The following is a 24,916-nucleotide window of genomic DNA, read 5'->3' on the forward strand; positions in this document are numbered from 1 at the left end:
ATTGTCAAAGCCCCGGGTTTTCCCGGGGCTTTTTCGTTCCATCCCGGACATCGGTGCCACAAGTGCTCTCCCGCCTGTTTGTGCAGGGCTGATTTGCCGGGCGATCCTGTCACCCCGCTAAGCACGGCCCGAAAATCCCGCGCAATCAGGGCGGCCGTGTTGATTCAGATCATAGCCTTTGCTGCATCGCAGCGTACCCTGTGCCAGCAATGACCGGAGCGATCCGGCGCGTTCTTTGGTGCCAGCGGCTGAGGTGTCTGCGATGAACACAGAAAACAAGGCGGTCGATGGCCAGGGAACAGACGTCCCGAACCGCCCCGCTCCCCTGCCCGAGGCCATGCCTGCAGAGGTTTCACAGCAATCGGAGCACGATCCCGCCGCCGAGATTGGCGACTTGCTCGACAAGGAAGCGCGCTCCAAACTGGCAAAGCTGACTGGGGGCCTTTCTCCGGCAGCAATCATGCGGGTTGTCGGCGATTGGTCGATCCATCTTGCCGTGTCCCCGGGCAAGCAGATGAACCTGTGGAACAAGGCCGTATCAGGGGCAGCGGACTATGGTCGCTATTTGTTTGAAACCTCTCTTGGTTCTGACGCGGTCAAACCCTGCGTCCCGCCTGCACGCCGCGACCGGCGCTTCAGCCATGACGCCTGGCAGAAGCAACCCTTCAACGCATTTCAGCAGGCGTTCCTTTTGCAGCAGGAGTGGTGGCAGGAGGCGACCACCGGCGTTCGTGGCGTCAGTTGCGAGGATGAACGCGCCGTGTCCTTCATCGCGCGCCAGATGCTTGACGCAGTCTCGCCTGCCAATTTTCCGCTGACCAATCCCGAAGTGCTGCAAAAGACCAAAGACGAAAACGGCATGAACCTGTTGCGCGGCATGGAAAATCTGCGCGACGACATGCAGGAACTGCTGCTCGGCAAACCTCTCCGCCCGGAAACGGATTTCCATGTGGGGGAAAACGTGGCGGTGACCCCGGGCAAAGTGGTTTTCCGCAACCATCTGATCGAGCTGATCCAATACGCCCCCACCACCGACAAGGTGAAGCCCGAACCCTTGCTGATCGTTCCGGCCTGGATCATGAAATACTACATCCTCGATCTGTCGCCCGAGAACTCGATGGTGAAATACCTGACCGAACAGGGCTACACGGTATTCATGATCTCCTGGCGCAATCCAGGATCCGAAGATGCGGATCTCGGACTGGACGATTACCGCAAGAAGGGACCGATGGCGGCGCTGGATGCGATTCAGGACATCACCGGCGCCAAGAAGATCCACGCGGCGGGCTATTGTCTGGGCGGCACCCTGCTCAGCCTCACCGCTGCGGCCATGGCGCGCGATGACGACGACCGGCTGGCCAGCATGACGCTCTTTGCGACCCAGGTGGATTTCACCGAAGCAGGTGAGCTGATGCTGTTCATCAACGAAAGCCAGGTCGCCTTTCTGGAAGACATGATGTGGCAGCAGGGATACCTGGATGCGGGCCAGATGTCCGGCGCCTTTCAACTGCTACGCTCGAACGATCTGGTCTGGTCGCGGCTTCAGAAGGATTACTTGATGGGGGAGCGGCCCAAGCTCAATGACATGATGGCCTGGAACGCCGATGCGACACGGATGCCTTACCGGATGCATTCGGAATATCTGCGCAAGCTGTTTCTGAACAACGAACTGGCCACCGGAAAATACGAGGTCGGCGGCCATCCGGTGTCGCTTGATGATCTGCGGTTGCCGATCTTTGCCGTCGGCACCGAAACCGATCATGTGGCGCCGTGGAAATCGGCGTTCAAAATCGACGCGCTAACCAGTTCTCCGGTCACATTCGTACTGACCAAAGGCGGGCATAATGCCGGTGTGGTTTCCGAACCCGGTCACCCCCGGCGCCACTATCACGTTCACACCAGCTGCGACCGGGACCGCTATCTGCCCCCCGACGAGTGGCGCGAGGTTGCCGAGCGCAAGGAAGGTTCCTGGTGGCCGGAATGGATGGCCTGGCTTGAAACCCGGTCGGGAGACCTCACTGCGCCCCCCGCGATGGGCGAGGCGCTTTGCCCGGCGCCAGGCACCTACGTGCTCATGGAGTGACGCCACCGCCCCCGACCGGGTTAGCGGGGGGATATTGCGGCACGGCGCGCTTTGCCCGATTGTAGCGGATAATTGATATCACGAGGCACTGATGCAGTATTTCGAGAGCAAGACCTTTGATCAGATCACCCCCGGCGACAGCGCCGAGCTGACCCGCGCTCTGCGTGATGACGATATCGGCCCCTGTGTCGACCTGCCTGAAGGCAGTAACGCGGCTGCGCCGGACGATGGGATTGCGGCGGGCGCCTGGGGCAGTACGCTGATTTCCGAATTGCTGTCCACCGAATTGCCCGGTCCCGGCACGGTCTGCCTGACTCAATCGCTGCGCTTCCTTGCCCCGGCCCGCCTTGGCGAGATGATCACCACGCGCATCACGGTGCGCGAAACCGATCCCGAAACCCGGCATGTGATGCTCGATTGCCTCTGCACCGATAGCGCCGATGCCGCCCTTGTCGAAGGCACGGCAGAGGTGATCGCACCGGACAAGCCCCTGCGCGTGCCACGCTCCGGTCGCCCCTCGGGCCAGCTGAGCAAGCCCGGCGCAGGGTTTGATGCGCTGATTGCCGCCACGCAGCCCCTTGATCCGATCGTGACCGCTGTGGTGCACCCCTGCGATGTCGCCTCGCTGGAGGGCGCGTTGGAGGCACGGGACAAGGCGCTGATCATGCCAGTTCTGATCGGTCCGGCCCCGCGCATAAAGGCGGTCGCCTCCGAGGCTGGTCTGGATCTGGCGGGGATCGAGATCGTGGATGCCCCGCACAGCCACGCTGCAGCTGACATGGCGGTCTCACTGGTGCGAACGGGCAAGGCCGAGGCCCTGATGAAAGGCGCCCTTCACACCGATGAGGTGATGTCGGCAGTCGTCAACAAGGCCACCGGCCTGCGGACCGAACGCAGGATGAGCCATGTTTTTGTTCTGGATGTGCCAAGCTACCCCAAGCCGCTGATGATTACCGATGCGGCCATCAATATCTTTCCCGACCTGCTGACCAAGGCGGATATCCTACAGAACGCCATCGATCTGGCGCAGGCGCTTGGTGTTGCCGCACCAAAGGTTGCCATCCTGTCGGCGGTTGAAACCATCACCCCCAAGATCCCCTCGACGGTCGAGGCGGCGGGCCTGTGCAAGATGGCAGAGCGCGGCCAGATCACCGGCGGGATCCTTGACGGGCCGCTGGCCTTTGACAATGCGATTTCCCGCGCGGCGGCGCAGGCCAAGGGGATTACCTCGGATGTCGCCGGGGACGCGGATATCCTGCTCGCCCCTGATCTGGAGGCCGGCAATATGATTTCCAAGCAATTGCAGTACCTCGCCGGCGCCGAAGCCGCGGGTCTGGTTCTGGGCGCGCGGGTGCCGATCATGCTGACCAGCCGGGCGGATGGCGCACTGGCACGGGTCGCCTCGGCAGCGCTGGCGCAACTGTTTGTGCGCCATCAACAGGCAAGGATCGCACCATGAGCGAAGCAATCCTCACCCTCAACGTCGGTTCCTCCTCGGTCAAATACGCGCTCTACGCTGCCGCAGGCGACGGCCCTGCCATGACCAAGGGCCATATCGACCGCATTGGCCTTGGCCCGGTCCATCATGTCGATGACATCTCAGAGCCGCTCCCCCTGCCTGCCGACGCCGATCACGAGCAGGTGCTGGATTGGCTGGTCCGCCACCTGCAGGAGCAAAGCGCGGGGTTGAAGGTCATCGCCGCCGGGCACCGGGTGGTCCATGGCGGTCAGCGTTTTGCGGATGCCACAAGGGTCACCGCCGACGTGCGGGGTGAGTTGGAGCGGCTGGCACCATTGGTTCCGGCGCATCAGCCGCATAACCTTGCCGGGATCGATGCCTTGCAACGGGCCTGGCCCGGCATCCCGCAGATCGCCTGTTTCGACACCGCCTTTCACCGCACCACGCCGCGGATCGGGCAGATCTTTGCCCTGCCCCGCGCGCTCACAGATGCGGGGGTGCTGCGCTATGGGTTTCACGGACTTTCCTACGAATTCATCGCTTCGCAGCTGCCCACCCACCTTGGGAAGCGTGCCGATGGCCGGGTTCTGGTGCTGCATCTGGGCCATGGCGCCAGCATCTGCGCCATGAAGAACCGCAAAAGCATCGCCACCACCATGGGGTTCACAGCTCTGGACGGGCTGGTGATGGGCAAACGCTGCGGCGAGCTGGACCCCGGCGTGCCGCTCTACCTGATGCGCGAAAAGGGCATGAGCCTTGAGGAGGTCGAGGCGCTATTGGGGGCGCAATCGGGGCTGCTGGGTGTCTCAGGGATCAGCGATGACATGCGCGATTTGTTGGAGAGCGACAGCCCGGATGCAAAAGAGGCGGTGGAGCTTTTTGTCTATCGCGCCTGCAAGCAGATCGGTGCGCTGGCGGCCGCAGCGCAGGGTATCGATGCCTTGGTCTTTACCGGTGGCATGGGCGAAAACGCAGCCGAGATCCGTGCCCGGATCGTTGAGGGCTGCGGCTGGCTGGGGGCCACCCTTGATACAGAGGCCAACGCCCGCAACGACACCCGCATTCACGGTGGGGACAGCACGGTCGGCGCCTATGTCATCGCCACCAATGAAGAGCGCGTTATCGCGGACCATGTCCGCACATTTCTGTCGGACGCACAGGCTGGCGCCGACGCCTGTGGACATGCAGCACAGCCGGGGATGAAAGATGTTTTCTAGCAGATGGATCATAGCCGGTATCGCGGTCCTGGCGGCCGGCGCCGGGCTTTATTACTACACCGCCAACGGCAATGGTGAGCTGCCCTATGGCATTACCTCGGGCAATGGTCGCATCGAAGCGGTTCAGGTCGATATTTCCAGCCGGATCGCCGGGCGGGTCGCCACGGTCGAGGTGAAAGAGGGTGATCTGGTCGAGACCGGCCAACTGGTCGCCACCATTGAACCCCGCGAGTTGGAGGCGCAACTGTCGCGGGCACAGGCGGAATACGCATCGGTGGAAAGCCAGGTCGCAGCCGCCGAGGCCGCCATTGCGCAGGCCGAGGCGCGGTTGCTGCTGGCCGATCAGGAGCTGGAACGCACCCGCGAGCTGGTGTCCCGCGGGGTCGCAACTGCCGAAACCCTCGACGTACGTCTCAGCGATCACAAGGTTGCCGAGGCCAACCTCACCGTGGCCAAGGCATCGCTTCTGTCGCAGCAGCGCGCGGTGGATGCGGCGCGTTTCGCCATTGAGGAAGTGCAGACCTACCTCGACGATGCCCGCCTGACGGCACCGACCCTGGGACGGGTACTCTACCGGCTGACCGAGCCCGGAGAGGTCATCGGCGCAGGCGGACGCGTCCTGACCATGGTCGATCTCACCGAGGTCTATCTGGAGTTTTTCCTGCCCGCCACCGAGGCACATCTCCTGTCTATCGGCAGCGAGGCCCGCATCCGGCTTGATATCGCCGATGTGGTGATCCCGGCCAAGGTCAGTTTTGTCTCACCAGTGTCGCAATTCACGCCCAAACAGGTCGAAACCGCCAGCGAACGGCAGGATCTGATGTTCCGGGTGCGGGTCCGGGTGCCACAACCGCTGGTCGAAGCGAACATCGACCTTGTGAAAACCGGGATCCGCGGCGTGGCCTATGTACGTCTGGCCAGCGAGACCTTGCCGGATTGGCCGGAGTTTCTGAACAACATCCCCCCCGAACTGACCGCGCAAGAGTAAGGACCCGGCCATGGAGGATCAAAGCCAGCCCGTCGTCCGCGCTGCCAATCTGATGCAGCGTTACAAGGACGTGGTCGCGCTTGCGGATGTGACGCTCGACATCCCGGCTGGCAAGGTGGTTGGCCTGATCGGGCCGGACGGGGTTGGAAAATCGACGCTGCTGGACCTGATCGCCGGTGCGCGGGTCATGCAGACCGGCACGCTGCAGGTGCTGGGCGGCGACATGCGTAAGGCGGGTCACCGGCAGCGGATCGGTCCGCGCCTTGCCTATATGCCGCAGGGGCTGGGCAAGAACCTGTATCAGGACCTGAGCGTTCAGGAGAACCTCGATTTCTTTGGCAAGCTGTTTGGACAAAGCCGCGCTGAACGCAACCGCCGGATCGCGCGGCTGACCCGGGCAACCGGGCTTTTTCCCTTTCTGGATCGCCCCGCCGGAAAACTCTCGGGGGGGATGAAACAGAAACTGGGCCTGTGCTGCGCGCTGCTGCATGATCCGGACCTGCTGATCCTGGATGAGCCCACCACCGGGGTCGACCCCCTGTCGCGGCGCCAGTTCTGGGACCTGATTGCCAAGATCCGGCAGGAACATCCCGGTATGAGCCTTCTGGTTTCGACCGCCTATATGGAGGAGGCCGAAGAATTCGACTGGCTGGTGGCGATGGATGCAGGCCTGGTTCTGGCCACCGGCACGGCAGAAGAACTGCGCGCCAGAACCGGCACCGACAGCCTAGAGGCCGCCTTTGTGCGCCTGCGGCCCGGTGGGGAGGGCCGCGAGTTGCCGGAGCTGGTCATTCCGCCGCTGCAAACCGATGGCGAGCGCCCCGCCATCGTGGCCCGCGGCCTGACCCGGAGGTTCGGCGATTTCACCGCCGTGAGCAACGTCAGTTTCGAAATCCGCCCTGGCGAAATCTTCGGCTTCCTCGGCTCCAACGGCTGCGGCAAGACCACCACCATGAAGATGCTGACCGGCCTGTTGCCGATGTCCGAAGGTGAGGCCTATCTTTTTGGTAAGCCGGTGAACGCCAAGGATCTTGCGACCCGTAAACGCGTCGGTTTCATGAGCCAGGCTTTCTCGCTCTATGGCGAACTTACGGTGGCGCAGAACCTCGCCCTGCACGCGCGGCTGTTCCAGATCCCCAGCCAGCAGGCCACGGCGCGCATCGCGGCGCTGGCCGACCGGTTCGAGCTATCGCATGTGATGGATACACGCTCTGGCGGGCTGCCGCTTGGTATCCGGCAACGTCTGTCGCTGGCGGTAGCGGTGCTGCACGAGCCGGAAATCCTGATCCTGGACGAGCCGACCTCGGGCGTCGATCCCGAGGCGCGGGACAGGTTCTGGGAGTTCCTCATCGAGTTGTCCCGCCGCGACAAGGTGACGATCTTCATCTCGACCCATTTTATGAATGAGGCGCTGCGCTGTGATCGCATCTCGCTCATGCATGCGGGCGAAGTGCTGGTCCATGACACGCCGGACAATCTGGTTGAGGCCAAGGGCGCAACCTCGCTTGAGGACGCCTTTGTGGCCTATATAGAAGACGCAACCGGAGAAGGCGAGAGCGCCGACAGCGTGGCCCTGCAGGACGGTGCTGTGCCAGACGCCCATGATCCCCCGGCCAGGCTTGGCCGGTTCAGTCTGTCCAGATTGCTGGCCTACAGCCTGCGCGAAACGGTCGAGGTCATCCGCGACCCGATCCGTCTGGCCTTTGCCTTTCTCGGATCGGTGATCCTTTTGGTGGTGCTGTCCTACGGTGTCTCGATGGATGTGGAGGATCTGACCTTTGCCGCGCTGGATCAGGACCAGTCTCCGGCCAGCCGTAGCTACTTAAGCAGTTTCACCGGGTCACGGTATTTTCTGGAACAGCCGGATCTGTTGAACCGGGAGGATCTGATCCGCCAGATGGCGGCAGGCGAGGTCAGCGTCGCCGTCGAGATCCCACCGAATTTCGGCCGTGATCTGGCACGGGGCAACACGCCCGAAGTTTCGGCCTGGCTGGATGGGGCCAATACGATGCGGGCCGGAACCGTCGAGGGCTATATCACCGGTGGGCACGCCATTTATCTGCGCGATCTGATGCTGGAGGCCGGTGTCGATCCGCAGGAACAGTCCAGTTTCACCATCGAAAACCGCTACCGCTACAATCCGACCTTTGCCAGCATCCGCTCGATGGGGCCGTCGATACCGGCCATGCTGCTGATGCTGTTTCCCGTCATCCTGATGGCCGTCAGCGTGGCGCGGGAAAAGGAGATCGGAACCATCACCAATTTCTATGTCACCCCCACCAATCGCATCGAATTCCTGGTGGGCAAGCAATTGCCCTATGTCGCTATTGCCATGTGCAATTACCTGGTCCTGACGCTGATGGTCATCTTTGTACTGGATGTGCCGCTGAAAGGCTCCTTGTCCGCGATGACGCTCGGGGCCTTGTGCTATGGCTTTGCGGTCACCGCCTATGGCCTTGTCGTGTCCTCGCTGGTCAAAACGCAGGTCGCCGCGGTTTTTGCGGCGGCGCTACTCTCGCTGATGCCGACCATGCAGTATTCCGGCATGATCCAGCCGATTTCGACCCTATCGCCCGAGGCGCAGATGATCGGCTCGGCCTGGCCTGCCTCCTATTTCATGCATCTGAGTGTCGGCGCCTATACAAAGGGGCTGGGCTGGGCGGCGCTGAGCCATGACATTGTGAAACTGAGCCTGTTTTTTCCGGTCTTCCTGGCCATTGCAGTGCTGTTGCTGCGCAAGCAGGAGAAATAACATGAAGGCGCTTCACCATATCTTCTGGCTAGGCACCAAGGAGTTACGCACGGTGCTGATGGATCCGGTGATGGCGGGGCTGATCCTCTTCGTGTTCACCTTCATGGTCTATATGGATGCCACCAGCCTACCGGAGAACGTCAATAACGCCTCTATCGCCATTGCGGACGAGGACAATTCGCAGCTGTCGCGCCAGATCGCCAACGCCTTTTACCCGCCCTATTTCCAAACCCCGATCCCCATAGATGCGGATGAGATCGGTCCCGGACTGGATCAGGCGCGGTTCCTGTTCGCGCTGGTCATCCCCCCCGATTTCGAGGCACAGCTGCGCAAAGGCAGCCAACCCGAAATCCAGCTGCATATCGATGCAACCGCAGTGATGCAGGCGGGGCTGGGCGATGGATACATTCAGGCGATCATCCAGACCGAGGTCAGCCGCTATCTGGCGGGCCGCGATCCGTCCGCCGGTGCGCCGGTCGATCTGGTGCTGCGGCGGGCCTATAACCCCAATGGCAGCCAGGTCTGGTTCAACGCCTTGAATGGCATCCTGAACTACCTGACCATGGTCGCGATCATGCTGACCGGCGCCGCCCTGATCCGCGAACGCGAACACGGTACCATCGAACATCTTCTGGTTATGCCCCTCACCGCTTTTCAGATCGCCCTGGCCAAGATCTGGGCCAATGGGCTGATCATCATCAGCGTCTTTGCCCTATCGATGCTGGTGGTGTTCGAGGGCCTGCTGCAGGTGCCAATGGTCGGCACGCATGCACTGCTTTTTGCGGGCACAGCGGTTTACCTGTTTGCAGCGGCAGCCATCGGGATTTTCCTTGGCACCATCGCCCGGACCATGGCGCAATTCGCCCTGCTGATCATGATGACGATCATGCCGATGATGATGCTCTCCGGCGGCATGACCCCGATCGAAAGCCAGCCTGATATCGTGCAGCCCTTCACCTGGCTGCTGCCCTCGCGCCACTACATGGCCTTTGCCGAGGCCGTGGTGTTCCGCGGGGCGGATCTGTCGATTGTCTGGCCCGAACTGCTGACGATGGCTTGCCTGGGCGCGGTGTTCCTGTCCGGCAGCCTGATGGCCTTTCGCCGGGCACTGGGAACCAGCGTCTGAACCGGAGGGCGTCTGTCCAGCCCCCCTGCTCCTAAACCTTGCGCCCCAATAGCGGGGCAGCGCATGTCAGCGTCCAATCACCGACAGGAGGTCGGGATTGATCACCAGATTGCGCACGCCATGGGCGTGGTCTTCGTCAAAGGTGTTGTAGTCCAGCCATCTGGCGACCGACTGGATGCTGACCTTGGCTACCTTGGGGCGCACCGCCCAGGTGACCTGAAAGGGCGATCCCTTCTCGTTATAGCCAGGCCCGGTGGTTGAACCCGCATAGACGACCGGCCGCCCGGTATCGGTTGGCATGTTTACCGCCTGGGTCAAGCCGTTTTTCTTTTGTAAGCGCGTGACTTTGGTGAAATCGAGCGCGGTCTCATCGTTGACCAGCACAAAGACCTGCGCCTCCACCCGCAGCTGCGGGTTCTTGATGGCCTCGCTAAGGCAGGAGCCAAGCGTCGGGCCGGGATCGACCCGCGCGGTGGTGTGCACGAAATGCACCTCAATCGTGTCGCCGGGCACCAGACTGCCGTGTTCGGTGGCTCCGACCTCTTCATGGTACGGCGCAAGTTCCGTCACGCTCAGCTCACCGGAATATTTGTAGCCGCTGCCATAGCCGTGACCATCGCCGTTGCCAGCATAGGTGGTGAATTCCCCGCCCCGGTGTTCAGCGCTTTCGTGGAAATGAATATTGCAGAGGTTCATTTCATTATAGGGTGGTGCGGCTTCGAAACTGACCTTGTTGCTGCCGCCCATGCTGTCGATATCGCGCGGCGCCTGCGGGCCGAACCCGGCAAACAGCGTGTTTTCCGACAGGGCCTGACGTTGCTCTGCGATCACCGCATCGGGAACCACGTGCATCTCTTCACCGTGCCCGGTCGAGGTTGCATGAACGCCGCCTGCCCACAGGAAAAAGGATGAAACGGTAACCGCACGCAAATATGCTCGTGTCATGAAGAACTCCCTCGCCGATTGCTGGACCTTCGCACGCTTCTGTTCAGAATATCATTCTTAACAAAAGTATTGAACAACGGGTTAGCGGAGCATTTTAAAGACATCATGCCGCAGCACCGTCGGCTCTCTGCGGCACGGAGAAAGGTTTGACCTGTGCGGCGCTTTGGGGTCAGCTGCCGTAATCGAGCAGCAAAACCAAAGGAGCGCCAAAATGCGCGTGATGATCACTCTTCTGACCCTGATGACACTCAGTGCCTGCGATGTGCCCTTCGTGCCGCTGATCTGACGCTGCACAACCGGTGCGATCCGCGCAGATGCAAAAAGGCCCCAGAAATATCCGGGGCCTTTTGAGTTTGGTACCCGACCGTCAGGTCAGGCTGCAGAGGCTTCCCGTTTTTCATCGCGTGCAAAGAAGATCAGGTAGAACACCGGCGCCGCCACCAGCGTCAGCACGGTGGCAAAAGCCAGACCGCCCATAATCGTGATCGCCATCGACACGAAGAAAGCATCGCTCAGCAGGGGCGCCATGCCAAGGATCGTGGTGATCGCGGCCAGCATCACCGGACGCAAACGCGACACCGACGCCTCGACAATCGCCTCGCGCAGCGGCCGCCCTTCGGCGCGCACCAGATCGATTTCCTCGACCAGGACGATGCCGTTCTTGATCAGCATGCCCGACAGGCTGAGGAGCCCAAGAAGCGCGGTAAAGGTAAAGGGCAGACCAGTGCCCAGAAGCCCGATGACCACGCCGTTGACCGACATCGGCACCAGCAACCAGATGATCACCGGCTGACGGATCGCGTTGAACAGCAGGACCGAGATCAGCACCATGATCAGCAGGGACACCGGAAGCTGCGCGCCAAGGCTCTTGTTGGCGTCGGCCGAGCTCTCGTGCTCCCCTCCCCATTCCATCCGGTAGCCCGGCGGCAGGGCGATCTCCTCGATGCTGTTCTGCACCTCCTTGAACACTGTCGCAGCAGTGACGTCCGGCGCGATATCCGCCCCCACGGTCAGGGTAAACACCCGGTCGCGGCGATGCATCAGCGTGTTCTGCACCTTGATCTCGACCCCGTCGATCATCTGTTCCAGAGGCATGAAACGGTTCGACGAGGTGGAGAAGACCAGCTGATCCATGATGTTGAACTGATCCTCCGGCGATCTGCGCAGGATGATCGGGATCTGCCGGTCGCGTTCACGGAACATGCCCGCCGTCACCCCGTCGGTGGAGAACTGCAAGGTGCCCGCGATATCCTCGCGGGTAATCCCCGCCGTCTGTGCCCGGTCTGTAGCATAGATCGGCTCCAGCACCAGTTCCTGTTCACGCCAATTGTGCCGCACGCTCAGGATACTGTCAGAGCCGTCTTTTAGCCGAACCATGGCTTCCTCCCCCAGCTGGCGCAGAACCGCCGGATCGGGACCCGAGAAACGAACCTGAACGGGATCACCGCCGCCTGGGCCAAAGACCAGACGTTTGGTGCGGAATTCCGCCTCGGGGAAATTGCTGCGCCCAAAGGCCTCAAGATCGGCCTGAAGCGCCGGGATTTCCTGCAGGCTGCTCGCGCGGATGATCAGGTGGCCATAGCTGGGGTTCGCCTTTTCCGCCGAATAGGTCAGCATGAAACGGGTCGCCCCCTGCCCCACAAAGGCTGCGGTCGATTCCACGTCGGGACGCTCGGCCAGCCAGTCTTCGACCCGTTGCAGCTGCGCCGAAGTGGTGTGGATCGAGGTGCCCTGCGGCAGTTTCAGATGCACGAAGAACAGAGGCGTGTTGGAGTCGGGAAAGAACGCCTGTTTGACCTGTCCAAAGCCTATGTAACACACGGTCGTCAGGGCGATCAGCCCTACCACCACCAGCCAGCGCAGTTTCAGTGCCAGACGCAGGCTGGCGCCATAGGCGCGGAAAATCAGCCCGCCGTATTCGTCACCACCGCCACCGGTGCCGCGTTTGAAGAAATAATGCCCCAGCAACGGCGTCACCGTCAGCGCCAGAAGCCAGCTCAGCAGCAGTGAAATGCCGATCACCGCAAACAGCGAGAAGAGGAATTCACCGGTGGAATCCGGGCTGAGGCCGATACCTGCAAAGGCCATGATCCCGATGACAGTCGCGCCCAGAAGCGGGATCTGCGTCTTGCTGGCGGCCTCATGCGCGGCCTCGCGCGAGTTCTTGCCTCGCAGCATCGAGATCTGCATGCCCTCGGCAACCACGATGGCATTGTCCACCAGCATCCCCATGGCAATGATCAGCGCGCCCAGGGAAATCCGCTCCATCTCGATGCTGAAAAGGTTCATGAACAAGAGCGTCCCGACCACGGTCAGCAGCAAGGTCACGCCAACGACAATGGCCGCGCGCATGCCCATGAACAGCGCCAGAACCACAACCACGATGGCGACGGACATCGCCAGGTTCACCAGGAAGTCATTCGAGGCTTGCTCGACCACCACGTGCTGCTGATAGATCGGCTGCAGCGACACGCCGTAGGGGATGTCACTGTCCAGCTGCGCCAGCTTGGCATCGACGTTCTTGCCCACATCCACGATGTTTTCCGACGCGATACCGGCCACCCCAAGAGTAAAGGCCTCGGCCCCGTTGTAGCGCACGATCAGATCGGGATCAGCAACCCGGCCGCGGTGGACCTTGGCCATGTCGATCACGTTGATCACCTCGCCCTGTACCCCAACAGAAAGACCGGCGATTTCCGAAACACTGTCCGATCCTTGCGGCGCCAAAAGCCGGGTGTCGGCATCGCCCGCATCCAGTTTGCCCGCCGGGCGAACCGAGTTGGAGGTGGCGATGGCATTGGCAATCGCCGTCAGTGGTACATTCAAGTTGACCGAAATCGGCAGGTCGGGTTCGACATAGATCGCTTCGTCCGGCAGGCCGGAGACATCCACATCGGCAACCCCATCAACCGTTAGCAGCTCCCGCCGCAGGAAAGTTGCCAGTTCATGCTTTTCCGCATCGCTGAACCCGTCTGCGGTGACGGCATAGAACAGGCCGAACACATCGCCGAAGGCATCGTTCACGAAGGGCTGACTGGTGCCTTCGGGCAGGGACAGGGCCGCATCGCGGATCTTCGCGCGTAGTTTGGTCCAGACTGCGGGAAGCTCGCTGCCGTCATAGGTCGATTTGATTTCAACTTCGATCAGGGATTGGCCCGGCTGGTTGATCGAGGTGATGATATCGACCTCGGCCATTTTCTGGATCGCAGACTCCAGCGGTTCAGAGACCTCCAGCGCCACCTGCTCTGCCGTGGCGCCCTGATACTGGGTCACGATGACAGCCTGTTTGATGGTAAAGGCCGGATCCTCAAGCCGTCCCAGCGACAGGAAACCCCAGATGCCCCCGAATAGGGCGATCAACATGATCAGCCATGTATAAAGCGGTTTTTCGATTGAGCCGCGTGCAATATCCATCTGCCCGCCCTCAGTTCGCGAAACCGGCAAAGCGGCGTACCGCCTGCCCGTCCGACAGGGCGGTGCCGCCCGCCAGAACCACCTCTTCACCGCCAGTCAGACCTTCGGTGACGGTGAAATCGCCATCCTGCGTCGGCGTCACAGTGACAGGCCGCCAGGCGACCGTGCCATTGTCGGCCCCGGTGGGGCTAAAGACCATCACACCAGTCTGCCCTTCGGGGGACACCACGATGGCCGTTGCCGGCAGGCGGATCGCCGCAGCACCGGTATTGACCAGCACCCGCACCGAAACCGAGGCCCCGGGCAGGATCTGCCGATCCTTAGGAGGCGCCAGACGGAAGGTCACCCGGTAGGTCTGCCCAACGCTGCTGGCCTCGGCATCGAATTCGAGGATTTCAACCGGATAGGTGGCGTCCCAGCCCGGGAAGGAGGCCGTGATATCGACCTTTTCATCTGCATTTGCCTGCTGAAACAGGATTTCAGGCACATCCACCTTGATGTGCAGTTCAGACATATCGTGCAGCCGGACGATGGGCGTCCCGGCGCTGACCGTGGTGAATTTCTCGACCTCGCGGCTGGAGACCAGCGCATCGAAGGGCGCCGTCAGCGTCGCATGCTGCAAGGCGTATTCCGCATCCCGCAGGGCGACCCCGGCCAGACCAGCCTGGGTTTCCGCATCATCGATGGACACCTGGCTGACCGTCCCGGTCAGTTTCTCCATCCGTGCCACCGTTCGGTCCGCCTGCGCCTTTTGCAGCCGGGCCTGTTCCAGTTTCAGCTCAAAAGGTTCCAGGTCCAGTTGCGCAACAAGCTGCCCTTCGGGCACCACGGTGCCCTGCGCCACCGGAAACTCCAGCACCTGACCGCCCACCTGAAAGGCAAGGTCGACGGATTGTTTCGCCGCCACCTGACCAAAGAACTGGCGCTCAACCAACACGCTGCCCGCCTGCGTTTTCAGCAGCTTGACCGGTTTGGCCGTCTCTTGCGCCGCCAGCGGCCCTGCCTGCACCAGGGCCGAGAGGGCGAGCGCGGGCAGGATCAGCCGTGACACTCGGTGGAAGATTTTCATTCTTTGTCTCCTTTCGGATCCGGGCATCCCAGCGGGGCGCCGTTTCCTGTACTCGTATCATGTATTTTTTCACATAGCGCCGCGAACTGCGCGATCTCGTCCGTTGAAAGGCCAGAGACCTGGCGGAACAGTCGGCGGGCCTCCTCGTCCAGCTGGCTTCGGACGGTGCGGCCCTGGTCGGTCAGATGCAGCAACAGCGCCCGCCGGTCGTCCGGATCGGGCAGCCGCTGCACAAGACCCATCTCCTCAAGCCGATCCGCTGCCGCGGTGACGGACGGGGGGCCAGTCAGCAACAGTTGTGCCAGCGCCCCCATGCGCCGGGGCCGGTCCAGCCGGATCAGGATCCGGCTTTCCAACCGCCCGATCCGTGGCGCCTGATCCATACGCTCAACCGCATCGTCCAGCATCCAGTAGAGCGCATAAACGCCCATCAGAGACCGGATCTCCGGCGATAGCTGCAAGGTGTCATCGGTCATAAGGCCAGGCCCGGTTGCAAAGAGGGTGTGCACCAGCGGATCGCCGTGGTGCGGGATTCGCAGCAGATTACTTCAGCGAATGAACTTTTCATGTGAAGAAGTTCACATTCCCCGAACACTGCCCCACTGTTCCTGCTTGCCCCTGCGGCAGCTTGCGGCTGACCTTGACCTTCCGCACGCAAAATGCCCAGATATACGGCACTTTGCGAACTCGGGATCCGTTACCATGCACACAGCCGCCATAACCGGCACCGGGGTCTTCACCCCGTCTCAGATCATCACCAATGCCGAGCTGGTCGTGGCGTTCAATGCCTACGCCGACCGCATGAACGAAAAGAACGCCGAGGCCATCGCAGCGGGCGAAATGGCCCCGATGCAGCACTCCTCGGAAGAGTTCATCGTCAAGGCCTCTGGCATCGAGCAGCGCTATGTGATGGACAAGACGGGAATTCTCGACCCCGAGGTCATGCACCCGCTGCTGCGCCAGCGCAGCGATGACGAACCGGGCATTATGGCGGAAATGGCCGTCGATGCGGCGACCAAGGCTCTGGCACAGGCTGGCAAGACCGCGGGCGACGTAGACGCCGTGATCTGTGCGGCCTCCAATATGGAACGCCCCTACCCCGCGGTGGCAATCGAGATCCAGAAACTCCTCGGCATCGACGGATTTGCCTTCGACATGAACGTCGCCTGTTCCTCGGCCACGTTTGGCCTGCAGGTGGCCGCGGATATGATCCGCTCTGGCAGCATCCGCTCGGCGCTGGTGGTAAACCCCGAAATCTGCTCGGGGCATCTGGAGTGGCGCGACCGTGACTGCCACTTCATCTTTGGCGATGTGGCGACCGCAACCCTGGTCGAACGGATCGAAGACGCCAAGGGGCCGTATTTCGAAATCCTATCGACCCGCTGTGCCACCGAATTTTCCAACAATATCCGAAACAACAACGGCTTCTTGCGCCGCTCGCGCCCCGACGGGGTCGCGGACCGCCGCGACATGCAGTTCATGCAGAATGGCCGCAAGGTGTTCAAGGAAGTGCTGCCCATGGTCAGCGAGCACATCAGCACCCATCTGGCTGACAGTGGCATCGCCAATGATGACCTGAAGCGCCTGTGGCTGCATCAGGCGAACAAGGCGATGAATGATTTCATCGGCAAAAAGGTTCTGGGCCGCACCCCCGAACCCGGCGAACAGCCCAATATCCTGCAAGACTATGCCAATACATCATCGGCAGGCTCGATCATCGCCTTTGCGCAGAATTCCGATGACATGGCCGACCAGGAAATTGGCCTGATCTGTTCCTTCGGCGCCGGCTATTCGGTCGGCTCGGCGATCCTGCGCCGCCATATGGGCTGAAAACGGAAAAGGCCCCGCAGTCCGTCGGGGCCTACCAGCGGGACTACTGCCCCGCAATGAACGTCCGAGAGCGTCAGTTGCTCTCTTCTTCGAGATGCAATTTCATATCCAGAAGGACCTGCTGCAACAGGACCGTTTCCCGCAGCAAGCGCTTGGCCTCATTGACGGTGATGATGCCATCAGCGATGGCTTCCTGATATTCGCTCATCAGGGTTGCAAACCGCTGGCTCAGCGCGATCACGTCGGCATTCACCCCGCCTGTGCGCCCGACACTTTCCACGCCCGAATCGTCGGAGTGATTATAGGACAGCGTGATATTCTTCAGATCCGCGAGCGCCGAGGTCACATGCGGAAAAGAAGCAGCCCCCTCCAGCTTGGCCACGGAATCTACCGGCATGAACCGTTCCGTATGTTCGGCATTGTCTGAATAGTAACGACCCAATGTCGCCTTGGACTTGCCTGTAATCTGACAGGCGGCCTCTATGCCAACGTCCTTAACCAGCGCTTCGGTATGCTTTTTCAGGTACCTGCCGATCTCTGCCATGTAAATCTTGCCTCATAAGCCGCCGCGGGGCGGGGAATGAACTTGTTAATTTCCCATGAAGTCCTTTTAAACGAATTGCAATACTAGCGCCATCCCTTGGGTTTTCAGGGATTTAACGAGTGGCCCAGATGCTATTGTGCATCTTTGTTTGGGGTTGAAGCAGACTTTGTGAGTGAGGTTGCGCTTCAATATGAGTGGGAGAGGTCAAGCATCCGTTTCGGGTGTACGACATATCCTTCTTTAGGCGTCCTCCCCAGTGGCGCGTGCCTGTATCCATCCCTAGGGTCTATTTCGACCCGGACTGGACGGGCTGCTGTGGGGGGGCGTATTTTAGACATCAGGGTTCGAATCCTGTGATCCGCACTGCCCTCTGCATCCCCACGATCCGGGATTATTTTGCGGTTCACTCAGCCATTGCCAAAGGGTAAACCGCACGCATGGCAAAGCTCTATTTCAACTACTCCACCATGAATGCCGGTAAATCCGCCGTGCTGCTTCAGGCCTCGCACAACTACCGCGAAAACAACATGGACACCTACCTTCTGACCGCACGTGTCGATGATCGGGCAGGCAAGGGCTGGATTGCTTCGCGGATTGGCATCAGCGCCGAGGCCGATGTGTTCAGTGCGGGCGAGGACCTGTTCGCAAAAATCAAATTACGCCTGTCACGAGGCAGCGTTGCCAGTATTTTTGTGGACGAAGCACAATTCCTGTCGCCAGATCAGGTCTGGCAACTGGCCCGTGTGGTCGATGATCTGGGGGTGCCGGTTCTGTGCTACGGGCTGCGGGTAGATTTTCAGGGCAACCTGTTTCCCGGATCCGCCACCCTCTTGGCGCTAGCCGATGAAATGCGCGAGGTGCGAACCATCTGCCATTGCGGCAAGAAGGCCACCATGGTGATCCGACAGGACGATCAGGGCCGTGCGATCACCACGGGTGATCAGGTGCAGATCGGCGGCAATGAAACTTATGTCTCGCTCTGCCGCCGTCACTGGCGCGAAGCGGTTGGGGACGGCTCAAAAGCCTGACCGTCCCCGAGTGGCTCAGACGGGGTTGGGCAGTTTCTGCCCGGCGATGAAGGCCGCGACATTGTCCAGCACCATATGCCCCATGTTGCTGCGCACCTCTTCGGTGGCCGTGCCCAGATGCGGCAGCAGGGTGACGCTATCAAGCGCGCGCAGCGCCTCAGGCACCTCGGGTTCGAATTCATAGACATCTAGGCCTGCCCCGGCGATGCGCTGCTCTTGCAAGGCGGTGATCAGGGCCGCTTCCTTCACGATCTCGCCGCGGGCGATATTGATCAGATGCGCGTGAGGCTGCATCGCCGCAAGCACCGCTTCATCCACCATATGCCGGGTGTCGGCGCCACCGGGCACGGCAACCACCAGGAAATCGACCTGCGCGGCCATCTCTGACAGGTTGGCGCAACGGGAGACAGGGAAACCCGGATCCTTGTCGCTGCGGGCGGTGTAGAGGACCTTCATGCCAAATCCGAAATGGCAGCGCTGCCCGATGGCAGCCCCGATGCGGCCAAGGCCGACGATGCCGACGGTTTTGCCCGTAACATGCTGACCGAGCATCTGGGTCGGGTGCCAGCCTTCCCAGCTGCCATCGCGCACGAGCCGCTCCCCCTCGCCTGCGCGGCGGGCCGACATCAGCAGCAAGGTCATCGCGATATCGGCAGTCGCATCGGTGACCGCGCCCGGCGTGTTTGTCACAGCAACACCGGCGGCCCGGGCGGCCTCTACGTCAATATGGTTGTAGCCAACGCCGAAATTCGCCAGCAGCCGACACCGCGGCGCAGGCACCGCGGCAAAGATCTCGGCATCGAACCGGTCGCCCAGCGTCGGCATGACCACGTCATAATCCCGCAAGGCACGCTGCATTTCCGCGCGGCTAAGCACGCCCGTATCGGGGCGGATATCCACATCGAACTCTTCCCGCGCGCGGGCCTCGACAGCCGCTGTCATCGGCCGGGTAATCCAAAGTTTCATCGCTCAGTGCATCCTTCCGCCCAGCGGCACCGGACCATCCGGCCCGATCAGCCGGATCTCCCCGGCCTCATCCGGCAGGCCAAGCACCAGAACCTCGGACATGAACTTGCCGATCTGGCGCGGCGGGAAATTGACCACCGCCACAACCTGTTTTCCCACAAGCATTTCCGGCGTGTAATGCGCGGTCACCTGGGCCGAGGTTTTCTTCTCACCGATCTCATCGCCGAAATCGATCCACATCTTGATCGCCGGTTTGCGGGCTTCGGGATAGGGTTCGGCCCGCACCACGGTGCCGACGCGGATATCGACCTTCAGGAAATCATCAAAGGAAATCTCAGCCACCGGACAGCTCCTTGGATCGGTTTGCAGCAGCCGCAACAGCCTGGTTCAGCAGGGGCGGGAAACCGCTGTCCTTGTCCATCAGCACCTCAAGCGCCGCCTGGGTGGTGCCATTGGGGCTGGTCACGTTCACCCGCAACTGGGCGGGATCTTCCGCGGCCGCCTCGGCCAGCGCCCCTGCGCCCGCCACGGTGGCCTTGGCCAATTTCATCGCCAGATCGGCGGGCAGCCCCTGCGCCTCACCTGCGGCGGCCAGTGTTTCGATCAGGTGGAACACATAGGCAGGCCCGGAGCCGCTGACGCCGGTGACCGCATCCATCTGATCCTCGGATTGCAGCCGCACCGTCTGACCGATCGCGGACAAGAGGGTTTCGGCCAGATCCATATCGGCGCCGCTGCTGCGCCCGTTGCCGATCAGGGCAGTGATGCCGCGCCCGATGGCGGCGGGTGTGTTGGGCATGGCGCGCACGATGGGGGTCTTCTCTCCCAGCATCGCCTCGTAGCTGGCACATGAGATGCCGGCGGCAACCGAGATGAACAGGGTATCGCCATTGCCCAGCGCCTGAAGCCCCGGCAGCGCATCGCCCATCATCTGTGGCTTTACCGCGATCAATACGATGGCCGGGCTCTGCGGCAGGCCGCCGTTGATGGTCACGCCGGTCCGTTTCAGCCAGTCCGAAGGATAGGGATCCAGAACCCAGACCGACGACGCGGGCAATCCGCCGTCCAACCACCCGGCCAACATCGCCGAGCCCATCTTGCCGCATCCCAAAAGGACCAGCCCGCGATCCGCGATATCCGTCATGTCCATTGTCCCTGCCCCTGTGCTGTTACATCAGTTTCAGGGCACAGGTTTACGCGCGGCCATAAGCCTCTGCAATGGCGACCTGAAGAGATTCCTGAGGCGTGCGCCCGGCCCAGGTGGTCAGCTGAATGGCCGGGTAGTAACGCTCGCAATTCGACACAGCGGCCTGGATCATCGCGTCGATCTGCTCGGCGCTGGCCGATTGGCCGCCCGACAGGATCAGGCCATAACGATAAAGCATCAGCTTGTGCTCGGCCCAATAGGTAAAGGCCCCTGCCCAGCACTGATCGTTCATCCGGTTGAGAAGGTCATACAGCAGCGGCAGCTTGTCCTCAGGCGGATCCATTTCGAAACTACACACCAGCCGCAGGGTTTCCTCGTATCCCGACCAGGCCAAGGTTACCGAATAGGTGCGCCATTGCCCCTCGACGGCCATGGCGATCTGATCATCGCCGATCCGGTCAAAATCCCAGTCATGATGGGAGGCAACGTTCTCAACGATGTCTATGGGGTGGATGTCGTCTTCCAGATGATGCTCGGATAGGGCCATGATGCCACCTCTCTGGTATCTAGCATACGCACCTCTTCGGGTCCGCTAGAGCTAGCTTTGCGCTCAAAGGACCGGGGAGGCATCCCCGCTCCCATACTAGATATGGTGGACACCCGGATAGGCGCTGGCAACCCTTTATTTGGGGATATCTGCAATAAGTTGTGGATGAAGCGGAAAGCCACCCAAAATATCGGCAAAGCTGTGGATAAGGTCCCCGGCGCAAATCAGGCGGCCCAATTAGGGCGCCGCGTTATTTGGCCGTCACTGCCGGGACGTGCCGCCTGCACCGGACCCAAGCGGGCTTTTCGCCCGCGCAGGCACATGCATATTCTGGATGGGTCCGGTCTTTAATCTTCAGTCTTCAGTTTTTGGCAGAGGCCTCAAGCGCATCAAGGCGGGCTTTCAGCGCTTCGTTTTCTTCGCGGGCCTTCTGCGCCATGGCGCGCACCGCGTCAAATTCTTCGCGTGTCACGAAATCACGGTCGGCCAGCCAGCGGTCGATCATGCTCTTCATCGCGGTTTCAGCTTCTTCGCGGGCGCCGTGGGCCACACCCATGGCATTGGTCATCAGCTGGGAAATATCGTCGAGGATCTTGTTGCGGCTCTGCATCGTCTTCTCCGTATCAGGCTTATGCCCTATATGGGCAACCAAAGGGCCGCGGGCAAGCCGTTGACTTCCCTTCCAGAGCAAAGGCATTCAGTCGCACATGCACGCAATGATCCAATTCCCCGACCTGTCGCCCGAAATCTTCTCGATCACCATCGGAACTTTTGAGTTCGCGCTGCGCTGGTACGCGCTGGCCTATATCGTCGGGATCCTGATCGCCTGGCGGCTGGCAGTGGCGGCTCTGCGACAGCCCGCACTCTGGCCCGCGAGCCAGCCACCGCTGCGCCCGCAGCAGGTTGAGGATCTGCTGACTTGGATCATCATTGGCGTGATCCTTGGCGGGCGGCTGGGGTTCGTTTTGTTCTACCAGCCGGGATACTACCTCTCCAACCCGGCCGCGATCCTGCGGATCTGGGAAGGCGGCATGGCCTTTCACGGCGGGCTGATCGGCGTGGTGCTGGCGGCCTGGATCTTTGCGCTGCGCCACGGTGTACCCCGGCTGCAGATGGCCGATCTGGTGGCCGTCAGCGTGCCGCCCGGGCTGATGCTGGGACGGCTGGCCAATTTCATCAATGCGGAACTCTGGGGGCGACCAACGGATCTGCCCTGGGGCGTCGCCTTTCCGGGACAGGCCGCGCAAGACTGTGGGCAGGCCCTGGGCGAGATTTGCGCGCGGCACCCGTCGCAGCTTTATGAGGCGCTACTGGAAGGCGCGCTGCTAGCGACATTGCTGCTCTGGATGGTCTGGCGGTGTAGGGCCTTTCACCGGCCCGGATTGGTGCTGGGGCTGTTTCTGGCGGGCTATGGCATGGCGCGGTTCCTGGTGGAATTCGCCCGTCAGCCCGACGCGCAGTTCGTGACCCCCGGCAATCCGCTCGGCCTTGCCTGGCATGTCGGCGGCTACGGGCTGACCATGGGACAGCTTCTGTCGCTGCCGATGATCGCGCTGGGGCTAGTCTTTGCCATCGCCGCCCTGCGCCGCCAGAGGATCACGGCATGAGCCTGCTGGATCACCTGATTGCCCGCATCGATGTCGACGGGCCGATGAGCCTGGCCGATTACATGGCCGAATGCCTGCTGAATCCCCGTTTTGGCTATTATACCACCCGTGATCCGCTGGGCGCTGCCGGGGATTTCACCACGGCGCCGGAAATCAGCCAGATGTTCGGTGAACTGCTGGGCCTGTGTCTGGCGCAAAGCTGGCTAGATCAGGGCGCGCCCACGCCGTTCACCCTGGCCGAGCTTGGCCCTGGCCGCGGCACCCTGATGGCGGATCTGTTGCGCGCCACCCGCGCGGTGCCCGGTTTCCACGCCGCGCTGGAGCTGCATCTGGTAGAGGCCTCCCCCACCCTGCGCGAGGCGCAGGCCAAGGCGCTGACAGGGTTTGAACCAATCTGGCACGACACCATCGACACCTTGTCACAGCAGCCGTTGTTTCTGGTGGCCAATGAGTTCTTTGACGCCCTGCCCGTGCGCCAGTTCCTGCGCGACGGCAGCGGCTGGCGCGAAAAACGCATCGGCATGCAGAACGGCACGCTGACCTTTGGCCTTGGCCCGGTGACCGAACAGCCCGCGCTCAGCCACCGGCTTGAGGACACCCGCGAGGGCGACCTTGTCGAACTCTGCGAAGGCGCGGCCCCTATCACCGCTGCAATTGCTACACGTATCGCAGCGCATGGTGGCGCGGCGCTGATCGTGGACTATGGCGATTGGCGCTCGCTTGGCGACACGCTGCAAGCGCTGCGCGATCATGCGCCCTGTGATCCGCTGGAGGCACCCGGCAGCGCAGACCTGACCACCCATGTGGATTTTGAGGTTCTGACACAGGCGGCGCAGGTGCACGGCTGCGCGGCCACGCGGCTGACCCCGCAGGGCGTGTTTCTGGAGCGGCTGGGCATCACCGACCGCGCCCGCGCCCTTGCCGCACCGCTAGAGGGCGATGCGCTCGACAATTTGATCGCCGCACATCGGCGGTTGACGCACCCCGAGGAAATGGGAAACCTGTTCAAGGTGCTGGGTCTCTACCCCGGCAACGCGACACCACCACCGGGGCTTCAGTCATGACGCTGGAAATACTGACATCGGATCTTCTTGGCCCCGTGCGGCACGGGTTTTTCACCCGCCGGGGCGGTGCGTCCTCCGGCATTTTCGAGGGACTGAACTGCGGGCTTGGATCTTCGGACCAGCGTGAAGCGGTCGAACTGAACCGCGCCCGCGTCGCCGCCGCAATGGAGGTCGCCCCGGAGAAGCTGGCCCGGGTCAATCAGGTGCATTCCCCCGACGTCGCGGTAATCGAAGAGGTTGGCGACAGCCCGGACAGAGCCGATGCCATGGTTACCCGCACACCCGGGGTCGCCCTGTCGATCCTGACAGCAGATTGCCAGCCGGTGTTGTTTGCTGACCCCGAGGCCGGAGTGATCGGCGCCGCCCATGCCGGCTGGCGCGGGGCGCTGGACGGGGTGCTCTCTGCGACGGTGGAGGCGATGGTGGATCTGGGCGCAACCTGCAGCAATATCCTTGCCGTCATCGGCCCGACCATTTCGCAGCGCGCCTATGAGGTTGGCCCCGAGTTCTTCGACGACTTCATGGCCGAGGACCCGGAGAACGCGCGCTTCTTTGCCAATGGCGAAGGCGACCGCTTGCTGTTCGACCTGCCCGGTCTTGGCCTGCATAAACTGCGCAGCGCCGGGGTTGCGGAGGCGGAATGGACCGGCCACTGCACCTATAGCGATCCAAAGCGATTTTATTCCTATCGGCGTGCCACCCACGAAAAACAGGCTGATTATGGCAGGCTGATTGCTTGTATCCGCCTGTAGGAAAAAGAAAACACACGCGTCCCCGATCCCTTTTGAAAATTCCCGGAGATCCCCGGCAGCCGGATTGTGACCGCTCAGGCCCCGCTTTGCCGGGGCTTTTCCATGCCCGCGCCACAATAACGTCGCATTGATTACCGATACCTGCGCTCAGACAGACATCGTTCAGAATGGACCCCGCAGGAGCAATAATGACAGCACGAACCCGTTTTATCGCTTCCATTGTTGCAACTGCCAAAAGCGAGAAAAGCAAATTGCCCTGGCACCGCGGCGTGGCGCGACGTGCGTCAATAGAGCGCCGCCGCAGCACCCGCAGTGGCCCGAAGGCGCTGAAAAGCGCCTGAGTTAGGGCGGAAAACTTGCCTTTACTTCCTGGCGGAT

General features: G+C 61.7%; 21 protein-coding genes. 11 read left to right on the plus strand and 10 right to left on the minus strand.

The window, feature by feature from the left end:
- Window positions 1–337 precede the first annotated feature (337 nt).
- The 6 genes from SM765_RS10655 (at window position 338) to SM765_RS10680 (ending at window position 9,625) form a co-directional block, all read left to right on the plus strand.
- Window positions 338–2,083: a PHA/PHB synthase family protein gene (locus SM765_RS10655; protein WP_425537308.1), complete on the plus strand. Its 1,746-nt coding sequence runs from the start codon at window positions 338–340 to the stop codon at window positions 2,081–2,083.
- Between the two features lie 91 nt (window positions 2,084–2,174).
- Complete coding sequence (locus tag SM765_RS10660; protein WP_274837778.1) at window positions 2,175–3,542, plus strand: bifunctional enoyl-CoA hydratase/phosphate acetyltransferase; 1,368 nt, start codon at window positions 2,175–2,177, stop codon at window positions 3,540–3,542.
- Window positions 3,539–4,759 carry an acetate/propionate family kinase gene (locus SM765_RS10665; protein ID WP_274837779.1) on the plus strand — a complete coding sequence of 407 codons (1,221 nt, stop codon included), beginning with the start codon at window positions 3,539–3,541 and terminating at the stop codon, window positions 4,757–4,759. The genes SM765_RS10660 and SM765_RS10665 overlap by 4 nt, the downstream gene beginning before the upstream one ends.
- Complete coding sequence (locus SM765_RS10670; protein WP_274837780.1) at window positions 4,749–5,747, plus strand: HlyD family secretion protein; 999 nt, start codon at window positions 4,749–4,751, stop codon at window positions 5,745–5,747. The genes SM765_RS10665 and SM765_RS10670 overlap by 11 nt, the downstream gene beginning before the upstream one ends.
- Window positions 5,748–5,757: 10 nt before the next feature.
- Window positions 5,758–8,499, plus strand: a complete 2,742-nt coding sequence (gene rbbA, locus SM765_RS10675) for a ribosome-associated ATPase/putative transporter RbbA (protein ID WP_065272923.1) — start codon at window positions 5,758–5,760, stop codon at window positions 8,497–8,499.
- A 1-nt stretch (window position 8,500) separates the two neighbouring features.
- Complete coding sequence (locus tag SM765_RS10680; RefSeq protein ID WP_274837782.1) at window positions 8,501–9,625, plus strand: ABC transporter permease; 1,125 nt, start codon at window positions 8,501–8,503, stop codon at window positions 9,623–9,625.
- Between the two features lie 66 nt (window positions 9,626–9,691).
- Here SM765_RS10680 and SM765_RS10685 read toward each other — a convergent pair whose 3' ends face one another.
- The 4 genes from SM765_RS10685 to SM765_RS10700 form a co-directional block, all read right to left on the minus strand.
- On the minus strand, window positions 9,692–10,570 hold the full coding sequence (locus SM765_RS10685; protein ID WP_274837783.1) for a delta-class carbonic anhydrase: 879 nt from the start codon (window positions 10,568–10,570) through the stop codon (window positions 9,692–9,694).
- Between the two features lie 372 nt (window positions 10,571–10,942).
- Complete coding sequence (locus SM765_RS10690; protein ID WP_065272920.1) at window positions 10,943–13,984, minus strand: efflux RND transporter permease subunit; 3,042 nt, start codon at window positions 13,982–13,984, stop codon at window positions 10,943–10,945.
- 10 nt (window positions 13,985–13,994) lie between these two features.
- Complete coding sequence (locus tag SM765_RS10695; RefSeq protein WP_274832922.1) at window positions 13,995–15,053, minus strand: efflux RND transporter periplasmic adaptor subunit; 1,059 nt, start codon at window positions 15,051–15,053, stop codon at window positions 13,995–13,997.
- Window positions 15,050–15,529 (minus strand): MarR family winged helix-turn-helix transcriptional regulator, encoded by a 480-nt coding sequence (locus SM765_RS10700; RefSeq protein ID WP_274832921.1) that lies wholly within the window; start codon window positions 15,527–15,529, stop codon window positions 15,050–15,052. The genes SM765_RS10695 and SM765_RS10700 overlap by 4 nt, the downstream gene beginning before the upstream one ends.
- A 226-nt stretch (window positions 15,530–15,755) precedes the next feature.
- Between SM765_RS10700 and SM765_RS10705 the strand changes: the two genes are divergently transcribed.
- Window positions 15,756–16,883 (plus strand): beta-ketoacyl-ACP synthase III, encoded by a 1,128-nt coding sequence (locus SM765_RS10705; RefSeq protein WP_274832920.1) that lies wholly within the window; start codon window positions 15,756–15,758, stop codon window positions 16,881–16,883.
- A gap of 73 nt (window positions 16,884–16,956) precedes the next feature.
- On the opposite strand, the gene SM765_RS10710 is transcribed toward SM765_RS10705, so the two are convergent.
- Window positions 16,957–17,427, minus strand: a complete 471-nt coding sequence (locus SM765_RS10710) for a hypothetical protein (RefSeq protein WP_065272916.1) — start codon at window positions 17,425–17,427, stop codon at window positions 16,957–16,959.
- Window positions 17,428–17,864: 437 nt separating this feature from the next.
- On the opposite strand from SM765_RS10710, the gene SM765_RS10715 reads away from it, so the two are divergent.
- Window positions 17,865–18,455 (plus strand): thymidine kinase, encoded by a 591-nt coding sequence (locus tag SM765_RS10715; RefSeq protein WP_274832919.1) that lies wholly within the window; start codon window positions 17,865–17,867, stop codon window positions 18,453–18,455.
- A gap of 15 nt (window positions 18,456–18,470) precedes the next feature.
- Here SM765_RS10715 and SM765_RS10720 read toward each other — a convergent pair whose 3' ends face one another.
- From SM765_RS10720 to SM765_RS10740, 5 genes are all read right to left on the minus strand, one after another.
- A complete protein-coding gene (locus SM765_RS10720; protein ID WP_274837784.1) occupies window positions 18,471–19,421 on the minus strand; it encodes a 2-hydroxyacid dehydrogenase in 951 nt (316 codons plus the stop codon).
- 3 nt (window positions 19,422–19,424) lie between these two features.
- The gene (locus tag SM765_RS10725) at window positions 19,425–19,763 is read right to left on the minus strand and encodes a tRNA-binding protein (RefSeq protein WP_274832917.1); all 339 of its coding nucleotides are present in this window, start codon (window positions 19,761–19,763) and stop codon (window positions 19,425–19,427) included.
- On the minus strand, window positions 19,756–20,571 hold the full coding sequence (gene proC / locus SM765_RS10730; RefSeq protein ID WP_274835051.1) for a pyrroline-5-carboxylate reductase: 816 nt from the start codon (window positions 20,569–20,571) through the stop codon (window positions 19,756–19,758). Before proC ends, SM765_RS10725 begins: the two co-directional genes overlap by 8 nt.
- A 43-nt stretch (window positions 20,572–20,614) precedes the next feature.
- Complete coding sequence (locus SM765_RS10735; RefSeq protein WP_065272911.1) at window positions 20,615–21,115, minus strand: type III secretion system chaperone family protein; 501 nt, start codon at window positions 21,113–21,115, stop codon at window positions 20,615–20,617.
- Window positions 21,116–21,476: 361 nt separating this feature from the next.
- The gene (locus tag SM765_RS10740) at window positions 21,477–21,725 is read right to left on the minus strand and encodes an accessory factor UbiK family protein (protein ID WP_065272910.1); all 249 of its coding nucleotides are present in this window, start codon (window positions 21,723–21,725) and stop codon (window positions 21,477–21,479) included.
- Between the two features lie 97 nt (window positions 21,726–21,822).
- On the opposite strand from SM765_RS10740, the gene lgt reads away from it, so the two are divergent.
- Genes lgt through pgeF form a run of 3 tightly spaced genes read left to right on the plus strand, consistent with a single transcriptional unit; the run spans window position 21,823 to window position 24,538 of the window.
- Entirely contained in the window at window positions 21,823–22,722 is a 900-nt protein-coding gene (gene lgt, locus SM765_RS10745; RefSeq protein ID WP_274837785.1) for a prolipoprotein diacylglyceryl transferase, read from the plus strand.
- Complete coding sequence (locus SM765_RS10750; protein WP_274837786.1) at window positions 22,719–23,786, plus strand: class I SAM-dependent methyltransferase; 1,068 nt, start codon at window positions 22,719–22,721, stop codon at window positions 23,784–23,786. Before lgt ends, SM765_RS10750 begins: the two co-directional genes overlap by 4 nt.
- Window positions 23,783–24,538, plus strand: coding sequence for a peptidoglycan editing factor PgeF (pgeF, locus tag SM765_RS10755; protein WP_274837787.1), 756 nt, complete (start codon window positions 23,783–23,785; stop codon window positions 24,536–24,538). The genes SM765_RS10750 and pgeF overlap by 4 nt, the downstream gene beginning before the upstream one ends.
- The last annotated feature ends 378 nt before the right edge of the window (window positions 24,539–24,916 follow it).

The organism is Pseudophaeobacter sp. 1A09344, assembly GCF_041008745.1.
Lineage (GTDB): Bacteria > Pseudomonadota > Alphaproteobacteria > Rhodobacterales > Rhodobacteraceae > Phycobacter > Phycobacter gallaeciensis_A.

Excerpts from the sequence above, each read along its gene's own strand:
- SM765_RS10750 (WP_274837786.1), top strand. The coding sequence starts at position 22,719 with ATGAGCCTGCTGGATCACCTGATTGCCCGCATCGATGTCGACGGGCCG.
- SM765_RS10680 (WP_274837782.1), top strand. The coding sequence starts at position 8,501 with ATGAAGGCGCTTCACCATATCTTCTGGCTAGGCACCAAGGAGTTACGC.
- SM765_RS10695 (WP_274832922.1), bottom strand. The coding sequence starts at position 15,053 with ATGAAAATCTTCCACCGAGTGTCACGGCTGATCCTGCCCGCGCTCGCC.
- lgt (WP_274837785.1), top strand. The coding sequence starts at position 21,823 with ATGCACGCAATGATCCAATTCCCCGACCTGTCGCCCGAAATCTTCTCG.
- proC (WP_274835051.1), bottom strand. The coding sequence starts at position 20,571 with ATGGACATGACGGATATCGCGGATCGCGGGCTGGTCCTTTTGGGATGC.
- SM765_RS10665 (WP_274837779.1), top strand. The coding sequence starts at position 3,539 with ATGAGCGAAGCAATCCTCACCCTCAACGTCGGTTCCTCCTCGGTCAAA.
- SM765_RS10705 (WP_274832920.1), top strand. The coding sequence starts at position 15,756 with ATGCACACAGCCGCCATAACCGGCACCGGGGTCTTCACCCCGTCTCAG.
- SM765_RS10710 (WP_065272916.1), bottom strand. The coding sequence starts at position 17,427 with ATGGCAGAGATCGGCAGGTACCTGAAAAAGCATACCGAAGCGCTGGTT.
- SM765_RS10670 (WP_274837780.1), top strand. The coding sequence starts at position 4,749 with ATGTTTTCTAGCAGATGGATCATAGCCGGTATCGCGGTCCTGGCGGCC.
- SM765_RS10700 (WP_274832921.1), bottom strand. The coding sequence starts at position 15,529 with ATGACCGATGACACCTTGCAGCTATCGCCGGAGATCCGGTCTCTGATG.
- SM765_RS10735 (WP_065272911.1), bottom strand. The coding sequence starts at position 21,115 with ATGGCCCTATCCGAGCATCATCTGGAAGACGACATCCACCCCATAGAC.
- SM765_RS10690 (WP_065272920.1), bottom strand. The coding sequence starts at position 13,984 with ATGGATATTGCACGCGGCTCAATCGAAAAACCGCTTTATACATGGCTG.
- SM765_RS10655 (WP_425537308.1), top strand. The coding sequence starts at position 338 with ATGCCTGCAGAGGTTTCACAGCAATCGGAGCACGATCCCGCCGCCGAG.
- SM765_RS10685 (WP_274837783.1), bottom strand. The coding sequence starts at position 10,570 with ATGACACGAGCATATTTGCGTGCGGTTACCGTTTCATCCTTTTTCCTG.
- SM765_RS10740 (WP_065272910.1), bottom strand. The coding sequence starts at position 21,725 with ATGCAGAGCCGCAACAAGATCCTCGACGATATTTCCCAGCTGATGACC.
- SM765_RS10660 (WP_274837778.1), top strand. The coding sequence starts at position 2,175 with ATGCAGTATTTCGAGAGCAAGACCTTTGATCAGATCACCCCCGGCGAC.
- SM765_RS10715 (WP_274832919.1), top strand. The coding sequence starts at position 17,865 with ATGGCAAAGCTCTATTTCAACTACTCCACCATGAATGCCGGTAAATCC.
- pgeF (WP_274837787.1), top strand. The coding sequence starts at position 23,783 with ATGACGCTGGAAATACTGACATCGGATCTTCTTGGCCCCGTGCGGCAC.
- rbbA (WP_065272923.1), top strand. The coding sequence starts at position 5,758 with ATGGAGGATCAAAGCCAGCCCGTCGTCCGCGCTGCCAATCTGATGCAG.
- SM765_RS10720 (WP_274837784.1), bottom strand. The coding sequence starts at position 19,421 with ATGAAACTTTGGATTACCCGGCCGATGACAGCGGCTGTCGAGGCCCGC.